This is a genomic window from Winogradskyella sp. 3972H.M.0a.05 (assembly GCF_040493455.1).
Lineage (GTDB): Bacteria > Bacteroidota > Bacteroidia > Flavobacteriales > Flavobacteriaceae > Microcosmobacter.
In genome coordinates, this window is sequence record NZ_JANFDA010000004.1 from 54,837 (window position 1) to 72,751 (window position 17,915).

18 protein-coding genes and 1 tRNA gene are annotated in these 17,915 nt (G+C 35.1%); 1 reads left to right on the forward strand and 18 read right to left on the reverse strand.

Features of this window, described 5'->3' with window-relative positions; translation table 11 throughout:
- Nucleotides 1-80: 80 nt before the first annotated feature.
- From NCE97_RS09325 to NCE97_RS09340, 4 genes are all read right to left on the reverse strand, one after another.
- Nucleotides 81-2,345: a M1 family metallopeptidase gene (locus NCE97_RS09325; RefSeq protein WP_353778811.1), complete on the reverse strand. Its 2,265-nt coding sequence runs from the start codon at nucleotides 2,343-2,345 to the stop codon at nucleotides 81-83.
- 69 nt (nucleotides 2,346-2,414) lie between these two features.
- On the reverse strand, nucleotides 2,415-2,924 hold the full coding sequence (locus NCE97_RS09330) for a DUF6702 family protein (protein ID WP_353778812.1): 510 nt from the start codon (nucleotides 2,922-2,924) through the stop codon (nucleotides 2,415-2,417).
- Nucleotides 2,925-2,977: 53 nt separating this feature from the next.
- Nucleotides 2,978-3,763, reverse strand: a complete 786-nt coding sequence (locus NCE97_RS09335) for a carboxypeptidase-like regulatory domain-containing protein (RefSeq protein ID WP_353778814.1) — start codon at nucleotides 3,761-3,763, stop codon at nucleotides 2,978-2,980.
- Nucleotides 3,750-4,592 (reverse strand): carboxypeptidase-like regulatory domain-containing protein, encoded by an 843-nt coding sequence (locus tag NCE97_RS09340; RefSeq protein ID WP_353778815.1) that lies wholly within the window; start codon nucleotides 4,590-4,592, stop codon nucleotides 3,750-3,752. Before NCE97_RS09340 ends, NCE97_RS09335 begins: the two co-directional genes overlap by 14 nt.
- Nucleotides 4,593-4,686: 94 nt before the next feature.
- Between NCE97_RS09340 and pepE the strand changes: the two genes are divergently transcribed.
- Nucleotides 4,687-5,394, forward strand: a complete 708-nt coding sequence (gene pepE / locus NCE97_RS09345; protein ID WP_353778816.1) for a dipeptidase PepE — start codon at nucleotides 4,687-4,689, stop codon at nucleotides 5,392-5,394.
- Between the two features lie 6 nt (nucleotides 5,395-5,400).
- Here pepE and NCE97_RS09350 read toward each other — a convergent pair whose 3' ends face one another.
- The 14 genes from NCE97_RS09350 to rpsD all read right to left on the reverse strand — a co-directional run bounded on the left by NCE97_RS09350 (nucleotide 5,401) and on the right by rpsD (nucleotide 17,779).
- Entirely contained in the window at nucleotides 5,401-6,318 is a 918-nt protein-coding gene (locus NCE97_RS09350; protein WP_353778818.1) for a helix-turn-helix domain-containing protein, read from the reverse strand.
- Nucleotides 6,319-6,341: 23 nt separating this feature from the next.
- Nucleotides 6,342-7,097 carry an SDR family NAD(P)-dependent oxidoreductase gene (locus NCE97_RS09355; protein ID WP_353778819.1) on the reverse strand — a complete coding sequence of 252 codons (756 nt, stop codon included), beginning with the start codon at nucleotides 7,095-7,097 and terminating at the stop codon, nucleotides 6,342-6,344.
- Between the two features lie 98 nt (nucleotides 7,098-7,195).
- On the reverse strand, nucleotides 7,196-8,005 hold the full coding sequence (locus tag NCE97_RS09360; RefSeq protein WP_353778820.1) for a DUF5995 family protein: 810 nt from the start codon (nucleotides 8,003-8,005) through the stop codon (nucleotides 7,196-7,198).
- Nucleotides 8,006-8,086: 81 nt separating this feature from the next.
- Nucleotides 8,087-8,159 (reverse strand) — tRNA-Gly (locus NCE97_RS09365).
- 48 nt (nucleotides 8,160-8,207) lie between these two features.
- A complete protein-coding gene (locus tag NCE97_RS09370) occupies nucleotides 8,208-8,633 on the reverse strand; it encodes a GNAT family N-acetyltransferase (RefSeq protein ID WP_353778821.1) in 426 nt (141 codons plus the stop codon).
- A 1-nt stretch (nucleotide 8,634) separates the two neighbouring features.
- Complete coding sequence (locus NCE97_RS09375; RefSeq protein WP_353778822.1) at nucleotides 8,635-9,549, reverse strand: dimethylarginine dimethylaminohydrolase family protein; 915 nt, start codon at nucleotides 9,547-9,549, stop codon at nucleotides 8,635-8,637.
- 96 nt (nucleotides 9,550-9,645) lie between these two features.
- On the reverse strand, nucleotides 9,646-10,932 hold the full coding sequence (locus NCE97_RS09380) for a citrate synthase (protein WP_353778823.1): 1,287 nt from the start codon (nucleotides 10,930-10,932) through the stop codon (nucleotides 9,646-9,648).
- Between the two features lie 179 nt (nucleotides 10,933-11,111).
- Nucleotides 11,112-11,543, reverse strand: a complete 432-nt coding sequence (locus NCE97_RS09385; protein WP_353778825.1) for a DUF350 domain-containing protein — start codon at nucleotides 11,541-11,543, stop codon at nucleotides 11,112-11,114.
- Nucleotides 11,544-11,625: 82 nt separating this feature from the next.
- Nucleotides 11,626-12,729 carry a hypothetical protein gene (locus tag NCE97_RS09390; RefSeq protein ID WP_353778827.1) on the reverse strand — a complete coding sequence of 368 codons (1,104 nt, stop codon included), beginning with the start codon at nucleotides 12,727-12,729 and terminating at the stop codon, nucleotides 11,626-11,628.
- Between the two features lie 85 nt (nucleotides 12,730-12,814).
- Entirely contained in the window at nucleotides 12,815-14,107 is a 1,293-nt protein-coding gene (gene eno, locus NCE97_RS09395) for a phosphopyruvate hydratase (protein WP_353778829.1), read from the reverse strand.
- Nucleotides 14,108-14,268: 161 nt separating this feature from the next.
- Complete coding sequence (carA, locus tag NCE97_RS09400; RefSeq protein ID WP_353778831.1) at nucleotides 14,269-15,372, reverse strand: glutamine-hydrolyzing carbamoyl-phosphate synthase small subunit; 1,104 nt, start codon at nucleotides 15,370-15,372, stop codon at nucleotides 14,269-14,271.
- A gap of 83 nt (nucleotides 15,373-15,455) precedes the next feature.
- Nucleotides 15,456-15,929: a 50S ribosomal protein L17 gene (gene rplQ / locus NCE97_RS09405; RefSeq protein WP_353778832.1), complete on the reverse strand. Its 474-nt coding sequence runs from the start codon at nucleotides 15,927-15,929 to the stop codon at nucleotides 15,456-15,458.
- 154 nt (nucleotides 15,930-16,083) lie between these two features.
- A complete protein-coding gene (locus tag NCE97_RS09410; protein ID WP_353778833.1) occupies nucleotides 16,084-17,076 on the reverse strand; it encodes a DNA-directed RNA polymerase subunit alpha in 993 nt (330 codons plus the stop codon).
- Between the two features lie 97 nt (nucleotides 17,077-17,173).
- The gene (gene rpsD / locus NCE97_RS09415; protein WP_353778834.1) at nucleotides 17,174-17,779 is read right to left on the reverse strand and encodes a 30S ribosomal protein S4; all 606 of its coding nucleotides are present in this window, start codon (nucleotides 17,777-17,779) and stop codon (nucleotides 17,174-17,176) included.
- Between the last annotated feature and the right edge of the window lie 136 nt (nucleotides 17,780-17,915).

Here is a 17,915-nt window from a genome sequence, read left to right on the forward strand (position 1 = left end):
ACTGCAAATATAATGAGTTGTTTGCTTTAAACTAAAAAAGCCAGCTTAAAAAGCTGGCTTTAATTATCTAAAAATAAACTCTAGTTCTTAATCTTGTTTTTGAACTCGTCAAACTGATTTGGCTTTGACTCCTTTGGCCAAGCATTGTTCGTCATGTCAACATCAGCAGTTTCTAAATCTGGATCCACAACAATGTTAGTGATCAGTTTATCAGACTTAAATACTTTCTTAACCTCCTCGTCATTATATCTCCAAATCTGCGCTGGGAATGTTTTGCGCTCTGTTGAGCCATCTTCGTAAGTCAACTCTACAATAATTGGCATCACTAATCCTCCTGGCTTATCGAATGTCACTTCATAGAAATAGTTAGGCATATCCTCTACAATATCCGCTTTTTCATCATCAGACATTTTTGCCAAATGCTCTTGTAAGAATGGGAATTCACTAGCCTTTTTAGCATCATCTCCAGGCACACCATTTTCAGCCTCTTTGTAATAGACTAACTTGTCCTTATACTCATCTAGGTTAAGGTTATTATTTGTTGCAAATTCCTTAGCCCTATCTGTTGCTTGGTCTGTTAAGTAGTAGCTCTTTACTTCTTTAACACCTATATCTGTGTAATCAGTAGTGTAGAACCATCCTCTCCAGAACCAATCTAAATCCATTGCAGAAGCATCTTCCATAGTTCTGAAGAAATCTGCTGGTGTTGGGTGTTTGAACATCCAACGTTGCGAGTACGTTCTAAATGCATAATCGAACAATTCAGGCCCCATAATTGTTTGTCTCAACATATATAGACCAGCAGCTGGCTTCGTATATGCATTTGGACCAAATTGATATACATAATCTCCTTGAGACATAATTGGAGAAATATACTGTTGATCTCCTCCCATATATCTTACGATATCTTTTGGTAAGTTACCTGTAAAGAAATTTGGATCGTAATCTAACTCCGCTAAAGTTTCTACAAAAGAACATAATCCTTCATCCATCCAAGTCCACTGACGCTCATCACTGTTTACGATCATTGGGAAGAAGTTATGTCCAACTTCATGAGTAATTACACCAATCATACCACGCTTTACGCGCTCTGAATAGGTGCCATCTGGATTTGGTCGTCCATAGTTGAAACAGATCATTGGATACTCCATTCCCTGTCTCTTAGCATGTACAGAAATAGCCTTGCTGTATGGGTAATCGAAAGTCAATTTAGAAAACTCCTCTAAAGTATTGGCTACAACTCTTGTAGAGTGCTCTTCCCATAGTGGGTTACCTTCTTTTGGATACATAGAAATTGCCATTACAGTCTTTCCATTGATATCTACTGCCATTGCATCCCATATGTATTTTCTAGATGATGCAAAAGCAAAATCTCTAACATTTTTAGCGTTAAAATGCCAAGTCTTTTCGCCTCCAGTTCTCTTCTTTTCTGCTGCTTCAGCTTCTTCTTGAGTAACTATGAAAACAACATCATTGAATGATTTTCTTGCTTCATCGAAACGCTTACGTTGCTCTCTTGTTAGTACATCTTTAGGATTTTGAAGTTCTCCGGTTGCCTCTAAAACGTGGTCAGCAGGAACAGTAATTTTCACATCATAATCTCCAAACTCTAAAGCCCACTCACTTCTTCCCCAGAATTGCATGTTTTGCCATCCTTCTACGTTATCATAAACACATAATCTTGGGAAAAACTGTGCTATTGTGTAATTATTGTTACCATCTTCGAAAGCTTCGTAACCTGAACGTCCACCTATCTCAACATAATTGTTGATGTTGTACCACCAATCTATCTGGAAGTTGAAAACACCTCCTGGAGCTAATGGTGTTGGTAAATTGATACGCATCATGGTTCTGTTAATCAGGTATGATAAATCCGAACCATCTGCATTTTTTACTGCAGTGATATTGAACCCTCCGTCAAATCGTTTCTTTAAGTTATTATTAGTGAAAGAATTCGGTCCATTTAACGTACTGTTAAATCTATCTGAATTAATGTCTGGTGTCTTAGAATCAGCCGCTCTCATGTTCTGATCTAACTGAATCCATAAGTACTCTAAGTGATCCTTAGAATTATTGTGATAAGTAATCTTCTCGTCTCCGTAGATTTGATTTTTTTCTTCATCTAGGCGAATATTCATTACATAATCTACCTTCTGCTGTGTATACTCATGACCTGGGGCTCCAGATGCTGTCCTCTGACTATTAGGTGTAGGCAAAACATCTTTCATTTGCCTAAACTTGTTTTGGTCAGTGTGACCTTTTACAGCTTCTCTTTGCTTAGTTTCCTGTCCATAAGTGACAAATGTCATCAATACTACAAGAACTAAAGAACCAATTTTTTTCATTTTTTAAGTGAGTTTTGTTTTAAATAATTCAGAAAAATACTGCTTTAGCAGTTATTATAAAATGGCGAATTAAAAATTTAACAAACCTTTATAATTATCTATTGTGAGCATAAGGCTCTTAAAGGTTTTGTTGATTTTTAGTTTGACTAGATTTTGCTGTTCTGGTAAGATATCCATCAGCACTTTATTTTCTACTTCTATAGAAGAAACAGACGTTACATTTTCTATCTCAATGTAGAAATACACCACATCACCTTCGTACTGGTGCCCTATGTATTTATATGTTGTATCGGCATTATTGAGTTGAACGTTGAACCGCTCCGATAAATAAGCCTCAATATAGGTGTCTACATCTTCTATTTCTTCTGGTGTATTGAGTTTGAAAGACTTATCATTTTGTTTTTCCAAAGCTCTTTCGATATCATCTATAAATACGTTCATGATGATTTGCAATGCTTTAGAATCCTGAACATGTTCAATCTGTGTAAGACTGAAGTAATATTTATGCGCCGATTGAAAAGACATTGTTGACACAAAAAGCATCAGTATTAAAGTCTTCTGTATTAATTTTTTAATCATGATTGCAAATGTAATGTTTTGAAAGAATTCAAAAAGTATTCCATTTCTTAATATTATCCTTTGAGGTTTTCTTTATATGTCGACAGCTTCATTCTTAACAACTCAAGAACAGTAATATCATCTTTTGTTTTACAGTCGGTCACAAAATTATCATCATCACTACAGAAGTAAAAAAACTCTGCAATTTGCGCTTCTGTAAATGTTTCATTTTCAAACAAAGGCTCTAAGTAGAGATCTCTTATTCTCAGCACAAATGTGTTTAATCGCTCTGCTTTTACCCTATTCTTCAACTTTTTCGTTCGCCCACTAATTTTATTCAGAATCTTATAGACATTAACACTTGCAGCTATTCCGTAGAAATAGAAATACTTCCCATAGTCCGCATCGTAAAGTCTGGCTTCATTGAGAGTCATCTGTTTTCCTGTGTATCCAGGTATGCCAACATCATAAAAATTAATATCATCCTTTACTTCTGTATTCGCAATATCAGAAGTCAGATTTCCTGTGAGTACTTTACCCACAATAACCTCATCTAGCTCATTAATCTTTTCTTCGAGTATGATGGTTAATGTTTCAGAGTCTAGATGAGATTGATTGATGATAACATTTTCTGCTTTATACTTTACTGATGAAATTGCTATCGTGTCATTTACTCTAGCTGGGATTACAAAATTCCCTCTGCTATCTGTAGTAGAATATTTTGATTGTGAAAGGTTTAAAATATGAATACCTTCGAGTTCAGTCTTGGCTACAACGTTGCCTTTTAAGGTTTTAATTTTAGATTGGGCTAAACAACTAATTGCTGAAAACAGAAGTATTACAAGACTAATCCTTTTCATTTTGAAGCTTCAAAAACAATTGACTTTTTTGAGACAAAAACTCTAAAAACTCTATCTCTTTCCCTGCCTGAAGCAGACTGTAATCCAGCCCATTGCTTTCAGCATAAGCTACAAAGTCATCGATTTTATCCTCAGGGATGTTGAAGTTGTCTGTCAAGAACTTTGCACTATAGTATTCCTTCAACCTATTTACTGGCACTGCTGGCACATCGTATTTCTTCTGTTCTTTACCTTTTTTCTTTCCGAATAAAGGCTTTATCATAGCACCAATAAGATTTCCAACATTGAGTCCATTGGTAATTATAGGTTGCGACTGCGAGTGCATTGCAATGTTTTCTACAGATGTTTTATAATCATCGGAGAACTCATATTCATCGCTATGCTTTATCCCAAAATAAATAGCATTCATATCTGGATTGAAGGTTCTTACACTCTCGATATCTATATTCAATTCTCCAGAAAGTTCATAGGGTAGAATAACCACCTCGTCTAATTTGTTGACCTCTTCAATTAGATACACGGTCATGCGTTTAGACAACACAACATCCTTACTGATTGTTGCTGAGAAATCCTGAAACTGTAACGCTCCAAATTCTAGTACATCATTCTCTTTAACTCGTATCTCAAATTCACCTTTTTCATCTGTTGTGGTGCCTCTATTTGAGGAAGAATTAAATACAGTAATGCCTTCTAGTTCATCAGTCTCTACTACAACTCTACCTTTTATTAAAGTACGTTCTTCCTGCTGAGAAACACCAGCAAAAGAAAATGCTAGAAACAGTGTGACTAGAATTTTTAGTTTCATCGAAGTTGGTTTAAATCTTTTCATAAAGAACGCATTTATTATTCTTAAAAAAATTGCAAGAGCTTATAAACTTTTGTTAAAGGGTCTATTTACCTAAATTTACAAAAAATATAACGGGTTGAAGAATTTGATTATTGCCAGCACATCAACGGTTCATGGGCAAGAACCTCTAGACTATTTACTAAGCACTTTAGACGTATTATACGCAGCAACAGATACTGTACTTTTTATCCCTTATGCCAGACCTGGTGGAATATCTCATGATGAATACACTGCTAAGGTTCAAAAAGCATTTGACAAAATTGGTAAATCTGTAACAGGTATCCACGAGTTTGAAAATCCGAAGGAGGCTGTAAAAAATGCTAAAGGTATTTTTGTTGGTGGAGGCAATACGTTTGTGTTGGTCAATCAGTTGTATAAAAATGATTTGCTTACAGAAATACAAGATGCTGTAGACAGCGGAACACCTTATCTTGGTACTAGTGCTGGCAGCAATATTTGTGGTCTCAGCATGAATACAACTAACGATATGCCTATTGTATATCCACCTAGTTTTAAAACCTTAGGGTTTGTGCCTTTTAATATCAATCCGCATTATTTAGATCCAGATCCTAGTAGTACGCATATGGGTGAAACTCGTGAAACTAGGATTAATGAGTTTCATAAGTTTAATACACAGCCTGTGGTTGGGCTTAGAGAAGGCAGTTGGTTAGAGGTCAAAGGCGATACAATTACCCTAAAGGGTGAGTTGGATGCTAGAATATTTACTTATGATGCCGCTCCTTATGAGGTAAACACTGGAACGGATTTGTCTGGGTTGAGATAGAAAATTTTAATTGTAAGCCTTTCTAAATTCCAAAGGTGACATGTTAGTTTTGTTTTTGAATAGCTTTGTGAAAGAAGCTGGTCGCTCAAAACCTAAATTATAAGCAATCTCACTAATAGTAAGGAATGTTGTTGACAGTTGTTCTTTAGCTTTATCAATCAACTTATCATGAATATGTTGTTGCGTACTTTGTCCTGTTAGAGACTTCAGCATGCTGCTTAGATAATTTGGAGATAAATGCAATTTATCTGCTACCATTTGCACTGTTGGCAACCCTTTCTCAACTAAATTATCTTCTTTAAAATGTTCTGACAATACTTCCTCTAACTGTCCTAAAATCTGATGATTTGAAATTTTTCGTGTGATGAATTGTCTTTCGTAAAATCGCTCTGCGTAATTGAGCAATAACTCAAGCTGTGCAATTATTATCTTTTGACTAAACTTATCAATATTGGATTGATATTCACGTTGGATATTCTTCAAAATATCCAAGATCATTTGTTCCTCTTTTTCAGAAAGGAAAAGGGCTTCATTGGCGGCATATCCAAAAAAATCATAGTCTTTGATAAGCTTGGACAGCGGTGTATTCCACAAAAAATCTGGGTGTATTAATAGTAAATATCCTGATGGTCTGTGATCTGCAACATTAGGGTTATTTTCTAAACTCATAACCTGATTTGGCGCCAAAAACGTCATAAGTCCTTCATCAAAATCATATTCTTGTTGCCCATAAAATAATTTATACGCAATGTTACGTTTCAGTCCTATGGTATAATAATCTTGCTTCCATTTCAGGGTTACAATATCTGGTGGATACTGCACCTGACTATAGTCCACTAAACTTATCAATGGATGTTCAGGTGCAGCTATGTTAGCCAAATTATGATAATCACCGACTTTCTTGAAATGCTTAATATCTTTCATCACGAAAAAATACTCAAAAAATATTAGACTAGCATACCTCCTGAGACTTCAATACGTTGTCCATTAATCCAACCTGCTTTATCTGAGCATAAGAATGCCACAACGCCTCCTACATCTTCTGCTTCTCCTACTCTTCCTAAAGCTGTGAGACTAGAAATTATAGCTACTTTGTCTTCATCTTTATTGCTTCCTCCAGCAAAATCTGTAGCAATAGCTCCAGGAGCAATGACATTGGCAGTAATTTTACGGTCTCCCAATTCTTTAGCTAAATATCGAGTGAATACCTCTATCCCACCTTTCATTAATGCATAGGCAGACATCCCAGGGAAACTAAATCGTGTTAAACCACTAGATATATTAATAATTCTTCCTTCTTCATTAAGATAAGGTAATGCTGCTTGGGTTAAAAAATATACACTTTTTAAATGTACATTCATCATCTCATCAAACTGTGCTTCATTGGTATCGGATACTAAATTGAACGTTCCAGTCCCTGCATTGTTAATTAGAAAATCGAAGTTGGTATTTCCGTTTTCTTCTTTTAAGTAGTTAGTTGCCTTACTTATGAATTCTTGCCCACTTTGATAATCATTGGCATCAAAAGTAAAGGCTGCAGCTTTTTGGCTTAAAGCTTCTACTTCTGAAATGACTTCTTTCGCCTTGGCTTCGTTGTTATGGTAAGAGAAAATAATATTGACTCCATCTTTTGCTAAACTGATTGCCATATCTCTTCCTAACCCTCTACTGCCGCCTGTAATAATTGCTGTTTTTTGACTCATCTTTCTATTGTTTTTATTTACAATACAAAGTTGTGTCAATACGAACAACCTTACTTTTCCAAATCTATGGTTCTCTTTTCCGAATCTATGATTTGAGTTTAGGCCTCTAGAATTTCAATACGCTTTTTTACATTTCCTTTTTCACCTAGTCGGATTATTCCAAAGATCAGTCGCGCAATGAGTCCAGGAGGGCTGATATAGGATACTATTTCGGCTACTTTAGTATCGCGTTCGGCTATCATGTCTTGCCAGTCCCCTTCTTTTGCAGAAAACAATTCGTTTGCAAACTTCCATGCTCCATCTCGTGCTTCCTTCATGCTAAAATTGATTAGGAAGTCATCGATATCTTTTGTCACTTTTAGAATCTTCTTCAATGTTGGCCAAATTTCAGAGAGTTCATGCTCAACGTCGCTAACTAAACCTGCTAATAGATCATTGATTTTATCGAAATCATTCTTCAAATTAATTAGTGGTTCTTGTCGCTCTGTAACGGTTTCAACAGCAGCTATACCCAAATCTAAATTGATATGTGCATTGATACCAAATAATAAATGTTGTAAGACTATTGGCCAATAGTCCTTGGTTTTATCGAATGCTACGTGCCAACTTTGCGTTAACGGTTCTTCTTTAAAATAACTATTATAGGCCTTTAGATGGCGATTGGCAAAAAGTACATCGAGGCGTTCCATGCGTTGACCGTCTTCAAAATCTCCATTGGCTATTCCTTCTTTTACACTTTGTGTAACTTTCCTGTACAATGCTGCAAAATATCCAGCTGGACTGTTATTCGCCTTACTGGTTTCAATGATGTGGTCTAAAGCTGATAAAACTTCGTCTATGGTATTGGCTTGCATGGTATGATCGATAAAGTAGAAGCATGAAATTACACCAAAGCATCTAATAATCAAAATATTAGAAATGTTTACTGCAAATTGCAACTTGGATTATTCCAATAAAAAAAGGCTCCACGTTTTGGTGAAACCTTTTAGAGCGGGAGACCGGGTTCGAACCGGCGACATTCAGCTTGGAAGGCTGACGCTCTACCAACTGAGCTACTCCCGCAAGTTGGTCCTGCAAATATAATAAAGTTCTCTCTTTAGGAAAGAAAAACTATAGTTTCTTTAAAAAATGATAACCTAGAATTTCATAGCCTTCGTTGTAGTAAAACTTATGCGAAGGATAATTTTGTACATAGGTGTTTAACTCCACGGTTTGACAGCCTTTTTCTTTGGCATATTCGTGTATCCATTCAAAAAAACGCTTACCTAGTCCTTGTCCTCGATAACCATCATCGATGTAAACATGGTCCACTTCCATAGTGTACCCTGCATAATGTCGAGTACAATACCATAAGCCTGTGACACCAATAAGCTTATCATCATCATAGATTACAGCGCACTCATAGTCTTCTTCAACCATTATTAAAAAGCGCTCGTTTAAGGTTTCAGCAGATATCTTATGCTCATTTAGTTTTTCAACCAAAGGCACTACAGACAAAATCTCTTCTTTTGGAAGTATTTGAAACCTAATAGACATTTTAATCTCTAATTAACGGCATCGTTGAGCAACGTAATAAACCTTCTTGTTTGGCAATCTCGGCATAAGGAACTTCTTCAACAGTAAATCCATGAGATCGTAACCATGCGTTAAGCCTTGTGAAATTTTGTTCAGAAATAACGACATCTTCAGATATGGAAAAGATATTACTGTTCATGTTATACATTTCATCTTTTGAAATTTCGAACACGTTTTCTTCTCCGAAGAAATCTACCAGCCATTGGTATTCGCTTTCAACTAAGAACCCATTTTTATGCAAAATAGCTTTTCCTTTTCCGATAGGCTGAAAACAACAATCTAAATGTAGAGCATTCTCCTTTGGGTCGGTATTAGATTTTCTAAGTTCGAAAGACTTGACTGTTTTGTGCGGAAACAATTCCTGAATCGCAATAACGGCATCTGTATTAGTGCGTGCCGTTATATAATCTGGATAGTCTTCACCTGAATAAGTTCCTATAAAGATATAGTCGTTCCAAGGCATTACATCACCACCCTCGACGTGACATTCTTCTGGCAGTTCTATAATATTCTCTGGATTGATTTGATCTAATACATGCTGAATGGCTTTGTACTCTCTATCTCTATCTGGAAGTATATTGGCTTTGATTAGTTTGTTCTCAATCACAAAAGCAATGTCCCTCGAAAAAATCTGATTGTAATCTTTGATTTCTTCTGGGCGAAAAACCTTGACATTGTGCTTCTCAAAAACTTTGGCTACAGCATCCATTTCTTTGACCATATCTTCTTGCTTAGGATATGTTCCAGCTAAGACATGTTGCTTACTCTTAGGGTCGTAACAGTCTTCAGGTTTTGGTGTTGGGCCATTACTCGATGCTGTTCCAAGTACTACGGCTCTAAGTCGGGAGGTTTCGTTATTTACGTTTATAGCTAACATATACTAATAAAAAAATGTCATTCGTTTACCAATGAAGAAGATGGTTACAGAGTTCTTCACTGATTTGGAATGACATTCATAAATTTTAAAGGTCTTTTATCTTTGATCTAATGTCTTGAATGGTCTATGGTTTTCGCCTGTATAAATCTGGCGTGGACGTCCAATAGGTTCTTTGCGTAGTCGCATTTCTCTCCATTGTGCTATCCAGCCTGGCAAACGCCCTAATGCAAACATTACTGTGAACATTTCAACTGGAATTCCCATAGCTCTGTAAATGATTCCTGAATAGAAATCTACATTTGGATACAGCTTACGCTTAACAAAATACTCGTCGTTGAGTGCTTCTTGCTCTAATCCTTTAGCGATATCTAAGATTGGATCTTCTACACCAAGATCTCCTAATACTTCATCTGCTGCAACCTTAATGATTCTTGCTCTTGGATCGAAGTTCTTATATACTCTGTGTCCGAATCCCATTAAACGGAATGGATCTTCTTTGTCTTTGGCTTTAGCCATATACTTCTTAGTATCGCCTCCATCTTCTTTAATGGCTTCTAGCATTTCTAATACGGCTTGGTTAGCACCTCCATGGAGTGGTCCCCAAAGTGCTGAAATCCCTGCTGATAGTGATGCAAATAAGCCTGCATGTGATGAGCCTACAATTCTCACAGTCGATGTAGAACAGTTTTGCTCATGATCTGCATGAAGAATCAATAGCTTATCTAAGGCATTGACTAAAATTTCGTTTTGTGTATAGTCTTCATCTGGTCTCTTGAACATCATCTGAAGTACATTTTCAACATATCCTAAAGATGTGCTTCCATAGTTTAGAGGCTGTCCAAGTTTTTTGCGCATTGTCCAAGCTACAAGCACAGGGAATTTCCCTAGAATTCTAACAATAGCGTTGTACATATCCTCTTCGGAATCTACATTCACTGAAGTTGGATTAAATGCTGTTAACGCACTTGTTAAAGAGGATAATACTCCCATTGGATGTGCTGCCTTTGGAAATGCATCTAATATCTTCTTTACATCATCATCAACTACTGCATGAGACTTTATATCTGAATGAAATTTTTCTAATTCTTCTTTAGTAGGAAGTTCTCCAAAAATCAATAAATAAGCGACTTCTAGGAAATCTGCCTTTTCAGCCAGATCTTCAATGGCATATCCTCGGTATCTAAGAATACCTTCTTCACCATTTAAAAATGTAATTCCACTTTCACAAGACCCTGTATTCTTATACCCAGGATCAATAGTAACTACACCTCCTGTAGCTCCTCTTAGTGTTTTTACATCTATTGCAACTTCATTTTCTGTCCCTGTAATTAAAGGAAATTCGTGTTTTTGTCCGTTAATCTCTAACGTCGCTTTATCTGACATATAGTATTGAATTTTTTAGTTTAATTCCTCTGTCGGAATGGAGACCACGAATTTACGAAATATCTAAGGATTATTAAAGTCCTTAAATAAAGGAATTATTAATTATGATATTCTAAAAATCTATCATAAAAAAGAAGTGATTATTGACATATCAATAAACATTGTTTCGATTAGTTTAATCAATTAAATTTCACCACCTCAGGTTGTGGCACATATATATCCAATAAGAAGATTAAGCTATCCTTGCATATTAGGGTTATTGATATCAAAATACTGGATAGCAGAAGTGCTACAGCCATATTATTTTGCTTCAGTTCACTCATTTCTTTAATATACTTAGTCATAGACTTAAGTAAAGTAAACGAAGTGAACAGAATTATACAAGACATTAAAAACCCTATTAATAGTGCAATTGAAGAATACTTAAATATTTCAAAATACATTGAATCTTGTTTATGAATCCTTATTAACTCTATTGCATTAATAATTGATGGGATAATACCACTCAATAAATAACCAATGCTAAATATTATTCCCGAAAAGAAAATACTTATCGCCAGATTATCATTATTTATCTTTTGATCTTTTAACCTAAAGAGTTTTAATAGCATCTTATAGGAGATAAACATTATTACAATAGATAAAACAATTGAAATAATAATTTGACTTAAAGCTAGATAAACTAATTCCATATTATATATTATTGTGCATAAGGACAAAATCCCAATTATCAATGTTTAAAAAATCTTTAGATAAATAACCTATTGGACAGCCTCTTGCTGTTGTTTCTATAAAATAGTACTTCTTATACTTAAATGCCTTAAATTTTCCAGTAGCTGCGATATTTAATCCTAACATTGAATGTTTGTATTCTTTACTATTTAATATAGCAACATCATAATTGAATCTTGATAGTAATGTAAATAGCAGAACCGTTCTAGTATCACAATCTCCGTGCAAATTGGATATATATTCTGCTGGTGCAAAAAGACCAAACTTTACATTGCCGACGCAAGGTTTAACTTCGTCAATGCTGCAAGAATCTGACAAGACTAAACCATAAGGAATATCCTGAATAGCAGTAATCATTAACTCAGCAAATTGCTTTCTATCCAATTTTTTTTGAATCTGATAATTATAGAATTCTAATGCTAAGTCATCAATCAGTGACTTATCATTCTTCACTAAATTTCCATACAACTTTTCCCATGAGAAAGTATATGTACGATAAATTGTTCTAGTTTTAGCATTAAATCTAGTCCCGGTCTTGTTTGAATAATCTACCCTATTTAAAGATTCCCTGTTTTCTTTAGACTTAACTACACTATCATAATCCACTCTAAATTTCATAACATGCTTTCTTCTACGAAAGTCAAACCAAGTTTGCTTACTCTGATAATACTTCTCATATGATGTTTCGGAACTATCAGTATATAATACGACATCTTCGGTTTCAACAACAGCAACTTCTTTCTTATCAGTCAATGGTTTTGGTAATTGTATTTTAGTTATAAACAAACCAAATACGAATAATACAGCTGCTACTTTCAAAATTTCTTTGAAAAAAAACCAAGACTGATAATCCCTTTTGGTATTTATAACGACTTTCTTGTTGTACACAAGATATCCGATGATCCCAATTAAGATAATGCTAAGGAAAATCAAGGTATGTTTATCATACTTGAAATTGAACAACGCTACAAAAGCAATACAAATAAGCAGCATTATTGAAGCAAACATGAGTATCCCAGATAACAAACCGTAAACAAAACGGAGAAAATTATGTAATAGCTTCATAAAACTCATCAGCTAAAAATACAAAAAGTAAAAGCCTTTCTACTTAAAAGAAAGGCTTTTACTTTTTATTACTTTACAATTGCTTTTAGTTTACTTTAAAAGCATTTGTTCCTGGGTAATATGCGGTTTGCCCCAACTCCTCTTCTATCCTTAGGAGCTGGTTGTATTTTGCCATACGATCACTACGAGATGCTGAACCTGTTTTTATTTGCCCAGTATTTAACGCTACGGCTAAATCTGCAATGGTATTGTCTTCAGTTTCTCCAGAACGATGCGACATTACAGATGTGTACCCTGCATTATGCGCCATGTTTACTGCTGCAATGGTTTCGGTTAGTGTTCCTATTTGGTTTACTTTAATTAAGATTGAATTGGCAATTCCATTTTCAATCCCTCTTGATAAGCGTTCTACATTGGTTACAAACAAATCATCACCTACTAACTGAACTTTATCGCCTACCCTTTCGGTAAGGTATTTCCAGCCTTCCCAATCGTTTTCATCCATACCATCTTCAATAGAAATAATTGGGTATTTTTCGCAAAGTTCAGCTAGATAATCTGCTTGCTCTTGACTCGTTCTCACACTGCCTTTATCGCCTTCAAAAATGGTGTAATCGTACTTACCGTCTTTGTAGAATTCGGCTGAAGCACAATCTAAAGCAATCATTACATCATCACCTAATTTATAGCCTGCATTTGCCACAGCCTTTCCAATGGTATCTAGTGCATCTTCAGTACCTCCTTCAAGGTTTGGAGCAAATCCTCCTTCATCTCCAACAGCTGTACTTAAGTTTCTGTCGTGAAGTACTTTCTTTAGATTATGAAAAATCTCAGTTCCCATTTGCATAGCATGAGAAAAATCTCTTGCTTTTACTGGCATTACCATGAACTCTTGAAACGCAATCGGAGCATCACTATGAGAACCACCATTGATGATGTTCATCATTGGTACTGGTAATGTATTTGCTGAAACGCCTCCAACATATCTATAAAGCGGTAAGTTCAATTCATTGGCCGCAGCTTTTGCAACTGCTAAAGACACACCTAAGATTGCATTAGCTCCAAGCTTGGATTTGTTTGGCGTACCATCTAATTCGATCATTAATTGATCAATCGCATTTTGTTCAAAGACTAAAACACCAAGTAATTCTTGAGCAATAATTTCATTGACATTCTTAACGGCTTTAGAAACGCCTTTGCCCATAAAAGTATCTCCTTCATCTCTAAGCTCAACAGCTTCGTGTTCTCCTGTAGAAGCTCCAGATGGTACTGCTGCTCTACCTAATACTCCGTTTTCAGTAATAACATCTACTTCGACAGTTGGATTTCCTCTTGAATCTAAAATTTGTCTAGCGTGAACGTTAACAATAATACTCATGCGATTTTTGTTTTTTTATTGATTAAAAATTTGAAGCACAAATTTACAAAATACTGTGCCCTTATATTCTATTGGTTTACAGTTTTACATTAAAAAATTACTATTCCGTTTTCGTAACAAAAAAATGGCAAAGATTCTTTAGTTTCTTTGCCATTCTTCTATTAGTTTTTGCTCATATTCTCAATGAACTGGTCAAAGAGATAGGATGAGTCGTGTGGTCCAGGGCTTGCCTCTGGATGATATTGTACCGAGAAACAATTCTTACTTTTCATCTTTATACCTGCTACAGTGTGATCGTTTAGATGCACATGCGTGATCTCGATATCTGGATGAGACTCTGTTTCTTCTCTGTTAATTGCAAATCCATGGTTTTGTGAAGTAATTTCTCCTTTGCCTGTTTCTAAGTTCTTTACAGGATGGTTAATTCCTCTATGTCCATGGTGCATTTTGTATGTTGAAATACCATTGGCTAATGCTATAACTTGATGCCCTAAACATATTCCGAACAATGGTAAGTCTCTCTTAATGATCTCTTTGGCTACTTCTTGTGCTTCCTTTAAGGGTTCAGGGTCTCCAGGCCCGTTGGATAAAAAGTATCCATCTGGTTTGAAAGCTTCCATGTCCTCAAATTTAGAATTGTAAGGAAAGACTTTTATATAGGCATCTCTTTTAGCTAGGTTTCTAAGAATGTTTGTCTTGATTCCTATGTCTAAGGCCGAAATCTTGTATTTCGCATTTTCGTTGCCAAAATAATAAGGTTCTTTAGTGGAAACCTGCGATGCCAACTCTAAACCATTCATATCAGGAATTTCAGCTAATTGCTTTTTCAATCCTTCAATATTATCTACATCAGTAGAGATTAAGGCATTCATAGCACCATTATCTCTAATATAGCTTACCAAAGCTCTGGTATCTACATCTGAAATCGCTAAGATATTATTCGCTTCTAAAAAATCTTGTAATGATTCTGTTGCTCTTGGTCTTGAGTAATCGAAACTAAAGTTTCTACAGATCAATCCGGCAATCTTTACTGAGTTAGATTCTACCTCATACTTTTGTGCTCCATAGTTTCCTATATGCACATTTGTAGTTACCATTAATTGACCATAATAAGAAGGGTCCGTGAATATTTCTTGGTAACCAGTTGCACCAGTATTGAAACAAACCTCTCCAAAGGCTGTTCCTTCTTTTCCTATGGATTTACCATAAAAAATTGTTCCGTCTGCAAGTAAAACAAGGGCTTTTTTACGTTTTGTGTATTTCATGTTTAGAAAAGTTTTACAAAAATCCAAAAAAAAAGGATAAACTAAAAAAGTTTATCCTTGATATTTATTAATGCTTATTAACATTATTCTTCTTCGTTTGAAGCTTGAGTTTCAACTGGAGCTGTTGCAGCTGCTTTGCTACCTCCTCTTCTACTTCTACGAGTAGATTTCTTCTTAGGCTTATCAGCATTGTAAAGCTCGTTATAATCAACTAACTCAATCATTGCCATATCAGCATTATCTCCTAGACGATTACCAAGTTTAATGATTCTTGTATATCCTCCTGGACGATCTCCTACTTTTACAGCTACATCTCTGAACAATTCAGTTACTGCTTCTTTTTGTCTTAGTCTAGACATAACGATACGTCTGTTGTGCGTTGTGTCTTCTTTAGACTTTGTTACTAAAGGCTCAATGAACTGCTTTAAAGCTTTCGCTTTTGCTACAGTTGTATTGATACGCTTGTGCTCAATTAAAGAACAAGCCATATTAGCTAACATTGACTTTCTGTGAGCAGTTTTTCTACCTAAGTGGTTGAATTTTTTTCCGTGTCTCATGACATTTGTTTTAAACCTCTATCTTGCTACAACTCTTTTGAGGAGCAAATTATAAAGGAGTTAATTATTAATTTACGACTTTGAACTTGCGATTTCAGGTTTTATATTTTAGACTACTTGAATTCGTTTATCAAAAATCTGTAATCTAAAATTGTTAGTCTTTATCTAATTTATATTTGCTTAAGTCCATTCCGAAGTTTAATCCTTTAACGTTTACAAGCTCTTCAAGCTCAGTTAAAGATTTCTTACCAAAGTTTCGGAATTTCATTAAATCGTTCTTGTTGAATGATACTAAATCTCCTAACGTATCTACTTCTGCTGCCTTAAGACAGTTTAGTGCACGTACAGAAAGATCCATATCTACCAATTTAGTTTTCAATAACTGTCTCATGTGAAGTGATTCTTCATCATAAGTTTCAGTTTGTGCAATTTCATCAGCTTCTAATGTAATACGCTCGTCAGAGAATAACATGAAGTGGTGAATTAAAATCTTAGCAGCTTCAGTTAAAGCATCTTTTGGATGGATTGAACCGTCTGTAATGATTTCGAAAACTAATTTTTCGTAATCTGTTTTTTGCTCTACACGGAAATTCTCAATGCTATACTTAACATTTTTGATTGGTGTGTAGATAGAATCTGTAAAGATAGTTCCGATTGGTGCAGAAGACTTTTTGTTTTCTTCAGCAGGAACATATCCTCTACCTTTTTCTATAGTGATTTCCATATTGATATTCACTTTTGGATCAAGGTTACAGATTACTAAGTCTGTATTTAATACTTGGAATCCTGAAATGAATTTTTGGAAATCTCCAGCAGTGATTTGCTCTTGTCCAGAAATAGAAATTGATACAGACTCATTATCGATCTCGTCGATTTGTCTCTTGAAACGAATTTGTTTTAGGTTCAAGATCATTTCTGTAACATCTTCTACAACACCAGAGATCGTTGAGAACTCATGGTCTACACCTTCTATTCTTACAGAAGTGATTGCAAAACCTTCTAAAGAAGATAATAAAACTCTTCTTAAAGCATTTCCTACTGTTAATCCGTATCCTGGTTCTAAAGGTCTGAATTCAAATTTACCTTCAAAATCAGTTGAATCAATCATGATTACTTTATCCGGCTTCTGAAAATTTAATATTGCCATGTTTTTTTCTTCGTTTTAATTGTTATTTAGTTGCTCGGTCTAAAAGTTTGAAGAAGACCAGTAAACCCTTTGGCTAAATACCAATATGATTAAATTATTATTTAGAGTATAATTCGACGATGTATTGCTCGTTGATTTGTTCTGGAATCTGGATTCTAGCAGGAACTGAAACATAAGTTCCTTCTTTAGTATCGTTATTCCAAGTAATCCACTCATAAACCTGAGTAGAGTTAGTCAAAGAATTTTGAATAACTTCTAACGATTTTGATTTTTCTCTTACACCTACAACATCACCAGCTTTTAGTTGGTATGAAGGAATGTTTACAACACTTCCATTTACTGTAATGTGTCTGTGAGAAACTAATTGTCTTGCTCCACTTCGAGATGGTGCAACTCCCATTCTGAAAACAACATTGTCTAAACGAGACTCACATAATTGTAACAATACCTCACCTGTAATTCCAGGAGCTGCTGTTGCTTTTTTGAATAGGTTACGGAATTGACGCTCTAAGATACCATAAGTGTACTTCGCTTTTTGCTTTTCCATTAATTGTACTGCGTACTCCGATTTTTTACCACGACGTCTGTTGTTACCGTGTTGACCTGGAGGATAATTTCTCTTTTCGAAAGCTTTATCATCTCCATAAATAGCTTGTCCGAATTTACGAGCTATTTTAGTTTTTGGACCAGTATATCTTGCCATTTTAAATTTGTTTTGAGAGTAGTTATGAATTCAGGTCTAAAATTTAATCCTTCGATAACTATTTGATCTCTCTTGTTATACTTAATTATTAATAAAATCGAAACGTACTTTTAAATTAAAAGGACGTTTCGAAAAA